Source organism: Arthrobacter sp. StoSoilB19 (genome assembly GCF_019977275.1).
Lineage (GTDB): Bacteria > Actinomycetota > Actinomycetes > Actinomycetales > Micrococcaceae > Arthrobacter.
On the sequence record NZ_AP024650.1, the window covers coordinates 3798374 to 3812642 of the forward strand.

Below are 14269 nucleotides of genomic sequence, written 5' to 3' on the forward strand. Positions count from 1 at the left end.
AGCAATCACCAGTGGAATTGGATGACATGACGGACAACACCCTCATCAGGTGGATCGACGGGCAGGCACCCGCAGAAATCAGCGGCGGAACCACGTGGGGGATGCCGTTCCCGCGCGGCACCGCGCAAGGTGTGGAGGCGTTGTCAGTTGCGGACGGCAGCGGCACGCCGGTCCCCAACCAGGCCTGGCCCCTGGCCACCTGGCCGGACGGGTCCCTGAAGTGGGCGGGCATTGCGCTGCCGGCAACGGACACGCCCTCGGACACCTATCAGGTGAGGGCCGACGGCGGCACGGCCGCCGAACCCAGCCAGCCGTCGTCGGCCGGCGCGTCCGTCACGGTCACCGAAAGTGCGGACACCCTCACCGTGGACACCGGCGTCCTGCAGATGGTGATCAACCGCGGCGGTTCCACCCTGTTCAGCACCCTTTCCCGGAACGGGCGGGAAGTTGCCCGGGACGCCCGGCTGGTCAGCCTGCTGCAGGACAGCGTCCCCGAGGGCGCGGGAACGGTTGGCCGGGACGCCTTCACCGGCGGGGTCACCGCCGTCGTCCTGGAACAAAGCGGCCCCGTGCGGGCGGTGGTGCGGCTGGAAGGCAACCACCGTCCGGACACTCCACAAAGCGGAAAGCGGGACTGGCTGCCGTTTGTGGTCCGCTTCTACTTCCATGCCAACGCCCGCAGCGTGCGGATGGTGCACTCTTTCATTTGGGACGGAGACGCGGACCAGGACTTCCTGGCAGGACTGGGCGTGCGGTTCACGGTGCCACTGGCGGCGGAGCTGCACAACCGGCACATCCGCATCGCCGGAGCCGACGGCGGGTTCCTCGCCGAGGCAGTCCGCGGCCTCACCGGACTCCGCCGCGACCCGGGCGGGGACGTACGGGAGGCGCAGATTAACGGCCGCCCCACTCCCCCGCCGGATACCTGGAATCCTGACGTCTCGACCCGCCTCCACCTGGTTCCCACGTGGGGCGACTACACCCTCAGCCAGCTCAGCGCCGACGGATTCGAGCTGCGCAAGCGCACCGCCGCCGGCCACGGCTGGGTGGGAATCACCGGCGGCACCCGCGCCGGCGGCTTCTGCTCCCTGAGCGATACCCACGGCGGACTCGGGGTGGGCATCAAGGACTTCTGGCAGTCCCACCCGGGCCAGCTGGACATCCGCGGCGCCGCCACCGGCGAGGCCTCGCTCACGGCGTGGCTGTTCTCCCCCGAGGCCCAGCCCATGGACCTGCGTTTCTACCACGACGGCCTGGGCCAGGAAACGTTCGAGGAACAGCTCGACGGCCTGGAAATCACGTATGAGGACTATGAGCCGGGCTTCGGCAACCCCACGGGAATTGCCCGCACCCACGAGTTGACCCTGTTCGCCTACGATGCCACCCCGCCCACCGAAACCCTCGCGGCCGACGCCGCCTCCGCCGCCACCCCGGCCCTGCTGCAGGCCACACCGGAGTATCTGCACTCGGCGGGCGTCTTTGGCGACTGGGATCCGGTGGACCGGAGCACTCCCGCGCGGGCCGTGCTTGAAGACCGGTTGGACTTCCTGTTCGATTTCTACGCCGGCCAGGTGGAACAGCGGCGCTGGTACGGCTTCTGGAACTACGGCGACGTGATGCACACCTACGACTTTGACCGGCACGTGTGGCGGTACGACGTGGGCGGCTACGCCTGGGACAATTCGGAACTGTCCCCCGACCTGTGGCTCTGGTACTCCTACCTGCGCTCCGGCCGGGCGGAAGTCTTCCGCTTTGCCGAGGCCATGACCCGGCACACGGGAGAAGTGGACGTTTACCACCTGGGTCCCTGGAAGGGGCTCGGCTCACGGCACAACGTCCAGCACTGGGGCTGCAGCGCCAAGCAGCTGCGGATCAGCACGCCGGCCTACCGGCGTTTCTACTACTACCTGACGGCGGACGAGCGCACCGGGGACCTGCTGACCGAACTGGTGGACAGCGACCAGAACTTCCTGGGTCTTGACCCCGTGCGCAAGGTCCGCCCGGATGCCGACACCTACCGCCCCAACCGCGGCGCACTTGGCGTGGGGCTGGGGACGGACTGGGGTTCCCTCGCCGCAACCTGGCTGACGGACTGGGAACGCACCGGCAACCCGCGTTCCCGCGACCGGCTGCTGGGCACCATGGCGGACATCGGGGCGCTCAAGTACGGCTTCCTCACCGGTGAAGCGCTGTATGACCTGGACAAGGGCCGGTTCGACTCCGGCCGCGAGCAGATCCAGGTGTCACACCTCAGCGCGGTGTTCGGCTTGGTGGAAATCTGCAGCGAGCTGGTGGACCTGGTGCCGGACCCGGAGTTCGAGCGGTCCTGGCTGCAGTACTGCCGGCTCTTTCTGGCATCGAAGGAGGAACAGGTGGAAGCCGTGGGCCAGCCGCTCGACGGCATCCATCTCACCCAGGCCCACAGCAGGCTGACGGCCTACGCGGCGGCAAGGTTGCAGGACCCAGAACTGGCAGCCCGGGCATGGGAAAGCTTTGCCGAAGGCGGGGAGCACCTGAACCACGAATCGGCCTTCACCCTGCGGAAAATCGAGCCGCCCCACGTGCTGGCGCCCGTGGACGAGGCGCCGACGGTGTCCACCAATGACACCGCCCAGTTCGGGCTGGCAGTCATCCAGAACCTGGCGCTCGTGGGCCGGTACCTGGACTGACACTCCTGCGTGGCACAAAACCGCGACGGCGGCACCTGGCCGGGTGCCGCCGTCGTACGTTTTCCCCCATGACCAAGTTGGACTCTGGAAACATCCAAGATCAAAAGGTATGTTAGTAAGCATGCTGATGATTCTTCCCGAGTCATTGGTTTCCGGTAGCAAAGCGAAGGAGACGTTATGAGCACGAAGGTGGAAAAACGCATTCTGGTGAACGTACCGGTGAGCACCGCTTATAACCAGTGGACCCAGTTCGAGGAATTCCCGCACTTCATGGGCGGCGTCAAGAGCGTGACCCAGCTCAGTGACGACCGGCTGGAATGGGTGGCCGAGATCGGCGGCGTCCGCAGGCAATGGGAAGCCAAGATTTTGGAGCAGGTCCCGGACCGCAAAGTTGCGTGGGCCGCGACCGAAGGTGCCACGAACGCCGGCGCTGTGGAGTTCGAGGACGTGGGAGGCGGCCAGACCTCCATCCGGCTGAGCCTCGAATACGAGCCCGAAGGCCTGATCGAGAAGGTGGGCGACAAGCTCAACGTCGTGGACCGGCAGGCGGAATCGGACCTGCAGAAGTTCAAGGAATTTATTGAGGACGAAGGCTACGCCAGCGGCGCCTGGCGCGGATCCGTCAATGCCGGCTCAGCTGTGGGCACGCCCGGTGTTGAACATGCAGGGGGCTCCCGCGGCGATTCCGGCAAGGCCGGCGTCTCCGGCAAGGTTGCGGCCGGCGTCGGCATCGCAGCGGCTGCGGGCGCAGCAGCGGCCATGGCTGCCAGCGGCAACAAGGAAGACACCGAAACGCGTGACGTGACGGTTACGCAGACCACTCCCGCGGTCCCGGCAGAACCGGTTGTGCCCGCGGAGCCCCTCACCACCGGCGCCACCACCGGCAGCGCCTACCCGGGCACGGGGACAACTGATACCACAACCCCAGGCACGACGTCGGGGGCCGGCTCCACCGGCTCGGTCGCCGACCTGGGCGATGACAGGATCGGCCACGCTTTTGACCAGACCAACGGCCTCGTGGACACCACCGGCGAGTCCGATGACACGGTTGCCGGCGAAAACCTGAGCGCCGGCGAACGGCGCGAGGACGACAGCAACGCCGACGGCGGCCTTCCGCCTGTGGGTGGCAACCTCGGCGGCCACTGACCCGTCCCAACCCAAGAACCAGCGCCGCCCGCCTTTCCCCCAAAGGCGGGCGGCGCTTTGCCGTCACTGCTTAGTTTGCGGCCCCCGGGATGACGGCGCCGTCCTGGATGACGAACTCAAGATGGTCAGCCATGTCGGCAAGCACAGCAATGTCCTGTACCGGATCAGCCGTCAGGACGAGCATGTCGGCGTCCGCTCCGGGCGCGATAATTCCAATTTCACCGGGCCTTCCCAGTAACTCGGCGGCCGTGGTGGTCGCGGCACGGATAGCGTCGATGGCCGGCTGGACCTTTCCCAGCAGCCTGAACTGTTCGTTCTGGTGACGATGCATGCCGCCCAGCAGGTCTGAACCGTAGACCAGCTTCACGCCTGCTTCGTGGGCCTGGGCAATGGCTTCAAGTCCACTGTTTAGGACAGAATCCACTTTGGCCCACATCTCCTCCGTCAGCCCGGACTCCCGGCCTTCTTCCTTCAGGGCCCAATATGTCACCAGGGTGGGCACCAGGAAGGCGTCCTTTTCCAGGAAGAGACGAAGGCTCTCGTCATCAAGAAGGTTGCCGTGTTCGATCGACCTGACTCCTGCCTCCAGGGCCCGGTTGATGGCGCGGGCAGTGTAGGCGTGCGCGGCGACGTACCGGTTGGCCGCCTCCGCTTCCTCCACGGCGGCCCGCATTTCATCGCGCGAGTACTGGGTGGAGTCGATGCGATCGGTGGGGGACGATACCCCTCCTGAGGCCATGATTTTGATGTGGTGGGCTCCCTTGCGGAGCTCGTCACGGGCCGCGGCGCGCACGGCGTCCACACCATCGGCAACCCGGCCGATCCCGCAGCAGCCTTTGCGGTTGGGCTCATGGTCCTCGCCGGGAAGGCGCATATCGCCGTGGCCACCCGTCTGGCTGAGGGCCCGCCCGCAGAAGTGAAGCTTGGGACCCTCAAGAAGCCCTTCGGCCTGCGCCTTCGCCAGGCCGAAATCTGCACCTGAAAGGTCACGGACGGTGGTGAAGCCCCGCCGCAGCATACCCTGCATGATTCGGGCGGTCTGCGCATACACATAGGAGGGCGGAGTCCAGGTCAGCGAACGGAAGTCCGCGCTCGAGGCCACGACGTGCACGTGGGCGTCAATGAGGCCCGGGATGACATATTTGCCCGTTCCGTCAATGATCTGCGCTTCTTCCGGAGCATCCGCACCCTTCTCTACGCTCCTGATTTTTCCGCCTGCTGTGACTACGTCGGCGACCGAGAAGGTGCCGCCGTGAACGTCCAGGACACTGGCGTTCCTAATGACAAGTGGTTGGGTGGATTGAGTCACGGGCGGACTGCTTCCTTTCCGGTAAAGACGGTTTGGTCTGAATTGATAAAGGCCGATGCGATCTCTTCGGTCGCAGCGGACACAACTGCTGATGCGGTGCTGAGGCTCCGATCGGTGTACTTTCCTTCGGCATCAAGCAGTGCCAACACACCCACCACCGCACCGCCGGAGACCACGGGAATATTGATGACCGCACCGCATCCGAGGGACTGAATCAGGGCAACATCAGTAAACACTTCGGCCAGCGACTCCAGATCGGGTGCCAGGAATGGCTGCTGCTTAGCTATGACGGTTTCCAGCCAGCCTGCAGAGATTTCCACGGACTTTTCAGCACCCAGCGGGTACTCCTCTGGATGGCTGGTGAACACACGCCGCAATACGGAGTCTGCCTGCAGCCAACGGAGTGCGGTGAACAGGATGACTCCAGGATCCTGGCGCAATTCTCCGTAGACGGCCTGGAGTGCTGCGTCGACTTTCGATCCGTTCATTTGCCGCCTCCCACTGCGGCCGGGCGCTCCGGTTCAGTGCGGGCGTTGATATCTTCCAAGGACTTGCCCGCTGTCGACGTTCCAAAGATGACCACACCCAGAACGCCGACTGCCAGGACCACCGTGGTCATGGTGAAGACACCGCCGAAGCCCAGGGTTGCGGCGAACACACCGATGATGGACGGGGCCAGGATGCTTCCCACCCTGCCAACGGCACTTGCCAGCCCTACGCCGGTAGCCCGCATCCACGTGGGGAAAAGTTCCGGCGTGTATGCGTAAACGCCGGCGTAGGTGCCGTTGAGGAAGAAGGAAAGCGTTGCTGCCGCCACCAGGATCATCCCGGCATCGCTGGATTGGCTGAGCCAGAACGCGCTGAGGGCCGAGCCCGCCAGGTACAGGGCGATGGTGTTCTTGCGGTCGATGCGGTCGCAGAGCCAGGCGGCGGAGAAGTAGCCGGGGATTTGGGCCAGGTAAATGATGATGGAGTATTCGAAGCTCTTGGTGACCGTGATTCCGCGCCCCACAAGAAGGGTGGGGATCCAGGAGAAGAATCCGTAGTAGGAGAAGGTGATGACGAACCAAATCAGCCAGATCACGGCGGTCCTGCGACGGAGGGCAGGCGACCACATGACCTTCAGGGCGTTCCAAATGCTGATTTTTTGCCCATGCTTGGCAATATCCTCGACGCCTTCCTCCGCTGCCGGCAACTCCTTGCCTGTTGCGCGGAGGACCTTCTGCTCGAAGCCTTCAACCACGCGTTGGGCTTCCGCCGCACGGCCTTGACTCATGAGGAAGCGGGGTGATTCAGGCAGGCTGCGGCGCCACCAGAGGAGCAGCAGGATGGGAACTGCCGTGATGACCTGCGCCCACCGCCATCCGTCGTCGCCCACGGGGACGACGAACCGTCCGATGAATGCGGCGGCAACGAAGCCGAAGGAGAAGAACCCGGCCAGCGTCCCGATGAACCAGCCACGCCGCTTGGGCGGGATGAACTCTGAGAGGAACGGGGCGATGATGACGCTTTCCGCTCCAGCGCCGAGCCCTGCAAGGACACGTGCAACAAGGAAGACTTCAAAATTGGGCGCCATGGCAGCAACCACGGACATGGCGCAGTAGAAGGCAAGGGCCCACAGCATGACCTTCTTGCGCCCGAACCGGTCCCCCATCCAGCCGGAAAGAATAGCGCCAAAGAAGAAGCCCAGCGGCGCAGCGGAGCCAACCAGGCCCAGGGACGCCGTGCTGAGGCCCCAGAGTTCCTGGATGCGGGGCAGCAGGAAAGCCACGACCGCGCCGTCCATGCCGTCAAAGGAGTATCCAAGCCCTCCGATAAGGAGAAGCTTGTAGTGTGGACGACTGAGTGGGAGCCGGTCCAGGCGAGCTGTTAGAGACATGGGAATCCTGCCGAAGTGGGCCAAGTTGTACAGTTTTTAGAATTTGCACAGATCCGTGCATGTAGATTGAAGTTACGTGGATCACTTGCGGAGGTCAATAGGTGAAACAAGAAGTTAACAGCGCCACCTTGACCGAATGGCTCGACGGCCAGGCCCAGGGACGCAAGCTTGCAGCCCGGCAGCTGCAGGTACTGGGTGTCCTTCGATCCCAGCCCCGGCTGGCCTCCTACGGTTCAGTCAGCGACATAGCGGCCGCGGCATCGTCGAACGCGTCGACCGTGACCCGCACCGCCCAAACGCTTGGTTTCAAGGGGTGGGCTGAGTTTCAATTCGAGCTCCGCTCCCGGTTCCTCGCATCGCTGAGCGCAGTCGAAATCGCCGCCGAACACAACGGCCACGTCAGCAGCCCGGCGCAGGCCTCGCTGACCACCGATCGGTCCAACCTGGCGCACCTGGAGCGGACCGTGGATCCGGGCGTGGTCCATGCGGTTGCCGAGGCCATCGCAGGTGCGCGGCAAACCCTCATTATTGCTGCCGGCAGTTATGCCATTCCGGGTAAGGCGCTGGAACACAACGCCATCATTGCCGGGTACGACGTCAGGCTGTTCGACGCCGACGTGGCGGCACTGACCAATGCTGTGGCTCGCCTGACGCCGGACGATCTGGTCATTGCCATCAGCCTTTGGCGCGTCTATGACAGCACCGTCCGGGCCGTGGACATCGCACACAGTCTCGGCACCAGGATCGTTACCATCACGGACACCGCCAGCTCACCGGTTGCGGAACATGCAACGGACCGGATTGTGGTGCCTGCCGAAAGTGCGGGCTTCTTCCCCTCCCTGACGGGCGCAGTGGCGGCGGTGCAGGCTGTGGCTGTTGAGCTCGCTTCCTTGGATCGCGATCGGTCGACGCGGAGTATCGCGGCTTCGGAACGCACCTGGGACCAGATGCGGATCATGCACCCGCGGCCCAGTTCATAAGCTGCCCAATGATAGGACCGGCAGAGGTAGTCGTTCAGGTGGGTGGCCGGTGTATCGGTACTGATGTGCGCGCGGCTTCATCGGAACAACTCACGGTGATGTTCAGCGGTTCACGTCTTCTCTTTTCAGCGGGTCCTTAGCCTCTTTCGACCCGCCCTTCACACCCATAGCATCAGCGCATTAGAACAGCCGGATGCTTGGCAGCTTTTTGGAGGTGGAGGGGGAAGCAATGAGCGCTGACCGGAAACTTTCCCCGTGGAAAGGTCTTGCGCTTGTCGCGGCACAGGCCCTTCTCCTCGGAGGGTGCGCGCAAGGCGGTGCGCCTCCGTCACCAACAGCGTCGCCCTCATCCGAACCAATGCAGTCCCCCTTGTCCGGACCAACGCGGTCAGCTTCAGCCAAGTCGGGCAGTCCGGCCTGTGACCTGATCACACCCGAGATCGCCGTAAAGATCGATCCTGGTTTGGCCCAAATGGGCCCAGGGGGCAAACCGGCGGGGAGCCAGGGGTATGTGTGCAGTTACATGAGCAAGGCGGAGAAGGTCCTTGCGCTCACCGTTTCACTGACCTCACCCGCGTCGGCGGCGGAGATCGCCGAAACGAAAAAGACACCGGACTGCTCGGTCATTGAGGGCATCGGTGATTTCGCATGCATGCAGTGGTCGGGCTGGTTCCGCGGCGAGTCCGGCGGGGCGTCGGCAAACACGGTGCTCAAGGCTGTCCGCGGCAACGAGTCGCTCGACCTGCGGATCGTGGCCATGCCGCCAATGTCACCGGACACCCCGGGACCGGACGGCGACGCCGCGGCGCGCGCACTTGCCCAGGCCCTTGTCGAGGGCGGGTGGGGCAACGGGGCTGAACTCCGTGTACCGCCCGCCCCGCCCGTCGGTCCCCAGACTGAGACGAACAATCCCGTATGTGCCTTGGTAAGCGTAGACGCGCTCAAGCAGGCCTTTGGCACCACAACGCAGGCGCAGGTTCTCCCGGGTGAGGGTAACTGTCGGTACCAATTTGGTGCTCTGGGTACGCCCGGGGCGGACTCGCTCAAATTCGCCATCGAGCTCCATCAAGGCGGTGCGTCCGCGCTCTCGGGGCCTATGCCGCCTGATGGCCAAAGCATCGAAGGCGTTGGAGACAAAGCAATCCTGCTAATCCGATCAGACCCGGGCGGACCCAAGGCTCTCCGGCCGCCAAGTGATGTACCGGTTACCTACATGTCACTGATGGTGGCCCGCGGCCAGAACATGGCCATATTCGTCGCAGAGATCCTGATCTCACCAGCTGGACCCACCGAAGAGCAGGTTAAGGAACAGTTCGTCACCTTGGTCAAGGGGATCGACTTCTGAGACAGCCCCTGCCCGCCCCAACAAGCTCTGGGACGGAAACCAACAGGAGGAGGACCCCGATGCATCCAGAAGCCAGCAGCAAAGTGCTGGAGCCTTACGGCGGAAGGGCCGAAGACACAGCCATGGTCCGCAAGTCCTATGCCTTGATCACCCAACCACCGGCGTCTGGATCGACTCCGCCGATCCTCGGTCCGACCGAGCCAGGTGAATGCAACGTCTTCCACAGGTCGTGGCAGCACGAGGCGCAATTGGATCCCTCCATGGGCTTCGCGCTGGCCGAGATCTTCAACGCCGGCAATCGAGGCATGGGCATGGTTCTCTTTGATGTGCGGAGCGCGCCTCGGGAGACGCTCGCCAAAGCGGACTTTGACTACAGCCCGGAGCTGATGGCTCGCTGCGCCATGTTTGACCAGACACTTTCCTCAGCCAATGGACCCCAGAGGTTCACCATTCAACTTCCTCCCTGGTCCGGACATTGGTGAGAAGGCGTACCTGACCAAGGAATCCTTCGACGGCAACGCTGTTGGGGTCGGGCTCCGCGTCCTTGCCGGAACGGTGTCTCTGGACATGGGTGCCAACACAGGTGCGGCGATAACTGAGGAAGAGGCGCTGACCCTGATGTCGAAGATAGCGCAGGAGTTTGTCGACGAGATGAAGAATCCTCACTAGCGTGAAGCATTCCGGCGGCTTTTGGTGCCCCGCCGTGGCCGCCTTGCCGCGAGCCGGGAACAACTGCGCCCACCGCCGCCAGACGGGCAGACGCTTAAGCACGCGCCGCGTTCCAGCGCACTGCGTCGGAACGGGGGCCCGTCGTGGTCCCACAGCACCCCTCCGCACCTGTGGCAGCGCCAAATCTTTGGGCTCTGGCCTCCCGATCGACGACATGAAAAAGGCGCGCCCCGAGTAGCTGAGCGCGCCCTTCCCGATCCTCCATATAGCCCTTAATCAGGCTGCATCTGCATGATGACTTCGCCGGAGTCCGGCGGCTTACCTGGCCTTGCCTGCGTAGAAGACAGCCGGTGAGGCCGGCGTCTGCATGCCCTCACCGATGAAGAAGCTGGGGTGCGGAGGCTGGTTGTAGCCGACCGTCTCGCGGGCCACGCCGGTCCGGTACATGGGGTCGTGCATCAGGGTGCGGAGCCGGACCTCGGTGGGCGAGGTGGTGGTGTAGATCCGCAGCTCGGTGCTGTCGGCGGAGGGGAACACCAGTTCCTCGCGCCAGTCACCCAGCAAGTCGGCCTGCAGTGACGGGTTGCCCTTGGTGCCGTTGTTGGTCCTAGCGCCGGTGGCTGTCAGGAGCCGGTCGCTGGTTTCGGTTTCCCAGTTCCACTTGGAGATGGTGGGTACGCCCACGCCTGCCTCGGCATTGAAGTCGTGGTCAACGATTTCCCGCAGCAGGTCGCCGTCCCACCAGGCCATGAAGTTGGCCGCCGGGATCTTGTCCGAAATCCGCTCGCCCTTGGCCGACATCAGGAACCCCGCCGGTGAGTTCCAGGCAGCGTCACCGCCCACGGCCCAGCTTTCCGAGCCTGGGAACCGGGGGTCGATGTCGCCGGTGGCGCCTCGGCCGGTGTCCTTGACAGCGGGAATGCTCCAGAGCACTTCACCGGTGGCGGAGTCGCGGAAGGTGGCACCGCGATTGCCGCTCGCGGACATGCTCTCGTGTACGGCGAACGTCTCAAAGCCCGGCCGCGAGGGGTCAAGGTCGCCGGTGTGGATGGCGTCGCCGTGGCCCAGCTTGGTGTTGTACAGCGGCGTGCCGTCGTCGTCGACCGTCATGGAGCCGAAGACGAACTCATCCTTGCCATCCTGGTCCACGTCCGCCACAGACAGGTTGTGATTGCCCTGGCCCTTGTATTCGGCCCCGGCCACGTCGGAATCGAACTTCCACCGCTTGACCAGTTTGCCGTTGACCAGGTCGTAGGTGACCAGGACCGTGCGGGTGTAGTAGCCGCGGCTGAACATCATGGACGGGTGCTCACCATCGAGGTACGCCACTCCGGCAAGGAAACGGTCCACGCGGTTGCCGTAACCATCACCCCAGGCGGCTACGCTCCCGCGCGGCGGATCATAGGGAACCGTATCCATAATGGTGCCGCTGGCACCGTTGAACACAGTGAGGAATTCCGGCCCTGACAGGACGTAGCCGGCGCTGTTGCGGTAGTCAGCCGCAGCATCGCCAATGACGGTCCCTGCCGCATCGGTGGTGCCGTCCGCAGTTTTGAAGGCCACTTCGCCTGTGCCGTCGCCGTCGAAGTCGTAGGCCAGCATCTGGGTGTAATGGGCGCCGGCACGGATGTTGCGGCCAAGGTCGATTCGCCAAAGCTTGGTGCCGTCCATCTTGTAGGCGTCCACGTACACATTGCCGGTGTAGCCGGACTTGGAGTTGTCCTGGGCGTTGGACGGGTTCCAGAGCTGGATGATTTCGTAGCCGCCATCGCCGTCCAGATCCGCCACACTCGAATCGTTGGCCGTATAGGTGTACGGCTTGCCGTCCTTGCTGACGCCGTCGGCGGGCTTGTCCAGTTTGATGGGCAGGTAGTTCTGCGCCAGCGGACTGAATTCGGCACTGAGCTTGCCCTGCCCGTTGCCGTTCCCAACCGTCTTGATGACGTACTTCGAGGCCGCCGTTCCCGCAGGATCCACATAGGTGGTGGTGCTGCGGATGGGCTCGTCGGTGATCTGGACGCCGTCACGGATGACGTGGAAGCCCACGCTGTCCTTGTCCAGGCCGAGCATCCGCCAACCCAGGGTGACGCCCCGGTCCGTGAGCACAGCCACGGGGGCACGGTCCAGGGTTTCCACCTGGCGTGTGGGCCCGGACGGTGCCGGGGCGGCGGGGCTGGCCTGGGCGGCCGGCCCGGCCTGGCCGGGATCAGCAGCAGCAAGCGGGACGCCAGTGAAAGCCAGTGCTGCGGCGAGCGTTGCCGCCGCTGCGGCCGGCGCGGCCTTCCAGGCCCTGCCCGCTGGGGATTGCGGGGAACACATTGAGGGTTGTGCCAAAAGAACATCTCCTTTGATGCGGCGGCAGCTGAGTCTGCCGCACGTCAGTTTGGAACGTTTCATTCGCGGCAAGGATCTCACTCCCGAGTGATGTGGAGGAGGGATGGAAGCTGCGGGGAAACGCTTTCTGCCCTTTAGGTTTATCAGCGCATGACAAATATGGTCAATAGTGTGACGGAAGTAATTGGGAGATTTTGTTCCATTGCGTTTGTTTCCCACCTCGTTGGATTCACTGCTTCCCCGTCGCCGCCTGCAGCAGCGGCAGGGTGCGGGTGGGCATGACTTCCACCAGGGACATGGCCGTGCTGGTGCGGACGACGCCGTCAATCGCCAGCATCGCGTTGGTGATCCTGTGCAGGTCGGCGGGGTCCCTTGCGGCCACCTTGGCGAGCAGGTCCGCGTCCCCGGTGGTGGCATGCATCTCGATGATTTCCGGAATGGTCTGCAGCGCTGCCACGGCAATGTCGCTGGCGGACTGGCTGATGGAGATCGAGATGAAGGCAATCAGCGGCAGGCCCAGCGCTTCCGTTCGCACCCGCTGGCTGAAGGGCGCCAGGCTGCCGTCGTTGACCAGCCGGCGGAGCCGGGCGTGCACCGTATTGCGGGCAACGCCCAGCGTCCTGGAGAGGGACAGGACCGTGGCCTGCGGATCCCGGTCAAGTGTGAGGAGGATCTCAGCGTCAAGGGCATCAATGCGGTGCATACTGAGCATTTTGCCACCCCTGCAGTCCCTGCGCACCGGATCTGTCCTCCTGCACACAGTTGTGTTGCGCAAACGTCCTGCGCTCCGGGAGCATGCTCTCCATGACCAGCACCCTTCCCGAAACCCAGGCACCCGAGGTCCGTACCGCCGTCGCCCAACTTCCCGCCTACGTGGCCGGCAAGAGCGCGCAGTCTGACCTGACCGCCGCCCTCGCCTCGAATGAAAGCCACTTTGCTCCCCTGCCGTCCGTCATTGAGGCAATGTCGGCCGAGGCGGGCAGGATCCACCGTTACCCAAGCATGGGTGCGGTGGAGGCGCGGGACGCCATTGCCCGGCAGTTCGGCGTCAGCGCCGGGGAAGTCGCCGCCGGACCGGGGAGCTCCGGCGTCCTGCAGCAGATCATTTCCGCAGTCTGCGGCCACGGCGACGAGGTGGTGTACGCGTGGCGCTCCTTCGAGGCCTACCCCATCCTGGTGGCAGTGGCGGGCGCCGTTTCGGTCCCCGTGCCGCTGCTGGCCACCGAGCAGCACGATCTCCACTCCATGGCCGCGGCGATCACGGACCGCACTCGCCTGGTCATCCTGTGCTCGCCCAACAACCCCACGGGTGTGTCCATCAGCCCCGCGGACCTTGAGGAGTTCCTCCGCTCTGTTCCGCCGCGGGTGCTGGTGGTACTGGACGAGGCCTACGTCGAATTCCAGCGCGGACCAGGCGTCGACTCGCTCGATTTCTACCGCCGCCACCCCAACCTGTGCATTCTGCGCACCTTCTCCAAGGCATACGGGCTGGCGGGCCTGCGGATCGGATACGCCATTGCCCGGCCGGAAATTGCTGATGGCCTCCGCCGGACGGCCGTCCCCTTCGGCGTGAACAGGATGGCGCAGGCGGCCGCGGTTGCTTCGCTGGCCGCCGGGGACGAAATTCTTGAGCGGACCGAGGCGGTGGCCCAGGAACGCACCCGGGTCATCGGTGCGCTACGGGACTATGGCTGGGATGTGCCGGACAGTCAGGCCAACTTCTACTGGCTGCGTGCCGACGATGATTTGCGTGTGCAGCTCCTGGACGCGTTGGCCGACGCCGACATCCTGGTGCGCGGCTACGCCGTGGACGGGGTCCGCATCACGCTGGCGGACCGGGCCACCAACGACAGGGTCCTTGCTGTCCTGGCCAACCGCGGGCGGTTCCTGCGTGAGGCGGCCGCGGCCCAGTGAGCACCACAACAGAAACACCGGCTG

11 protein-coding genes are annotated in these 14269 nt (G+C 64.6%); 6 read left to right on the top strand and 5 right to left on the bottom strand.

Features of this window, described 5'->3' with window-relative positions; all coding sequences use genetic code 11:
* The first annotated feature begins 11 nt into the window (after nt 1-11).
* On the top strand, nt 12-2669 hold the full coding sequence (locus tag LDO86_RS17570; RefSeq protein ID WP_224084125.1) for a Tat pathway signal sequence domain protein: 2658 nt from the start codon (nt 12-14) through the stop codon (nt 2667-2669).
* Nucleotides 2670-2846: 177 nt separating this feature from the next.
* Nucleotides 2847-3815, top strand: coding sequence for an SRPBCC family protein (locus tag LDO86_RS17575; protein ID WP_018770697.1), 969 nt, complete (start codon nt 2847-2849; stop codon nt 3813-3815).
* 70 nt (nt 3816-3885) lie between these two features.
* Here LDO86_RS17575 and LDO86_RS17580 read toward each other — a convergent pair whose 3' ends face one another.
* From LDO86_RS17580 to LDO86_RS17590, 3 genes are read right to left on the bottom strand one after another with little or no spacing between them, the layout of a single operon-like run.
* Nucleotides 3886-5124: an amidohydrolase family protein gene (locus tag LDO86_RS17580; RefSeq protein WP_018770698.1), complete on the bottom strand. Its 1239-nt coding sequence runs from the start codon at nt 5122-5124 to the stop codon at nt 3886-3888.
* The gene (locus LDO86_RS17585; RefSeq protein ID WP_018770699.1) at nt 5121-5612 is read right to left on the bottom strand and encodes a GAF domain-containing protein; all 492 of its coding nucleotides are present in this window, start codon (nt 5610-5612) and stop codon (nt 5121-5123) included. The genes LDO86_RS17580 and LDO86_RS17585 overlap by 4 nt, the downstream gene beginning before the upstream one ends.
* Nucleotides 5609-7003 (bottom strand): MFS transporter, encoded by a 1395-nt coding sequence (locus LDO86_RS17590; protein ID WP_026265988.1) that lies wholly within the window; start codon nt 7001-7003, stop codon nt 5609-5611. Before LDO86_RS17590 ends, LDO86_RS17585 begins: the two co-directional genes overlap by 4 nt.
* Nucleotides 7004-7104: 101 nt before the next feature.
* Here LDO86_RS17590 and LDO86_RS17595 point away from each other — a divergent pair, with 101 nt between their 5' ends.
* The 3 genes from LDO86_RS17595 to LDO86_RS17605 all read left to right on the top strand — a co-directional run bounded on the left by LDO86_RS17595 (nt 7105) and on the right by LDO86_RS17605 (nt 9810).
* Nucleotides 7105-7983 carry a MurR/RpiR family transcriptional regulator gene (locus LDO86_RS17595; protein ID WP_026265989.1) on the top strand — a complete coding sequence of 293 codons (879 nt, stop codon included), beginning with the start codon at nt 7105-7107 and terminating at the stop codon, nt 7981-7983.
* A gap of 523 nt (nt 7984-8506) precedes the next feature.
* Complete coding sequence (locus LDO86_RS17600) at nt 8507-9328, top strand: hypothetical protein (protein ID WP_224084126.1); 822 nt, start codon at nt 8507-8509, stop codon at nt 9326-9328.
* Between the two features lie 59 nt (nt 9329-9387).
* A complete protein-coding gene (locus LDO86_RS17605; RefSeq protein ID WP_018770703.1) occupies nt 9388-9810 on the top strand; it encodes a hypothetical protein in 423 nt (140 codons plus the stop codon).
* A 505-nt stretch (nt 9811-10315) separates the two neighbouring features.
* Here LDO86_RS17605 and LDO86_RS17610 read toward each other — a convergent pair.
* Together LDO86_RS17610 and LDO86_RS17615 are read right to left on the bottom strand one after the other, a co-directional pair.
* A complete protein-coding gene (locus LDO86_RS17610; RefSeq protein ID WP_018770705.1) occupies nt 10316-12316 on the bottom strand; it encodes a rhamnogalacturonan lyase in 2001 nt (666 codons plus the stop codon).
* 244 nt (nt 12317-12560) lie between these two features.
* Complete coding sequence (locus LDO86_RS17615; protein ID WP_026265990.1) at nt 12561-13043, bottom strand: Lrp/AsnC family transcriptional regulator; 483 nt, start codon at nt 13041-13043, stop codon at nt 12561-12563.
* 92 nt (nt 13044-13135) lie between these two features.
* On the opposite strand from LDO86_RS17615, the gene hisC reads away from it, so the two are divergent.
* Entirely contained in the window at nt 13136-14245 is a 1110-nt protein-coding gene (hisC, locus tag LDO86_RS17620; RefSeq protein ID WP_043425201.1) for a histidinol-phosphate transaminase, read from the top strand.
* The last annotated feature ends 24 nt before the right edge of the window (nt 14246-14269 follow it).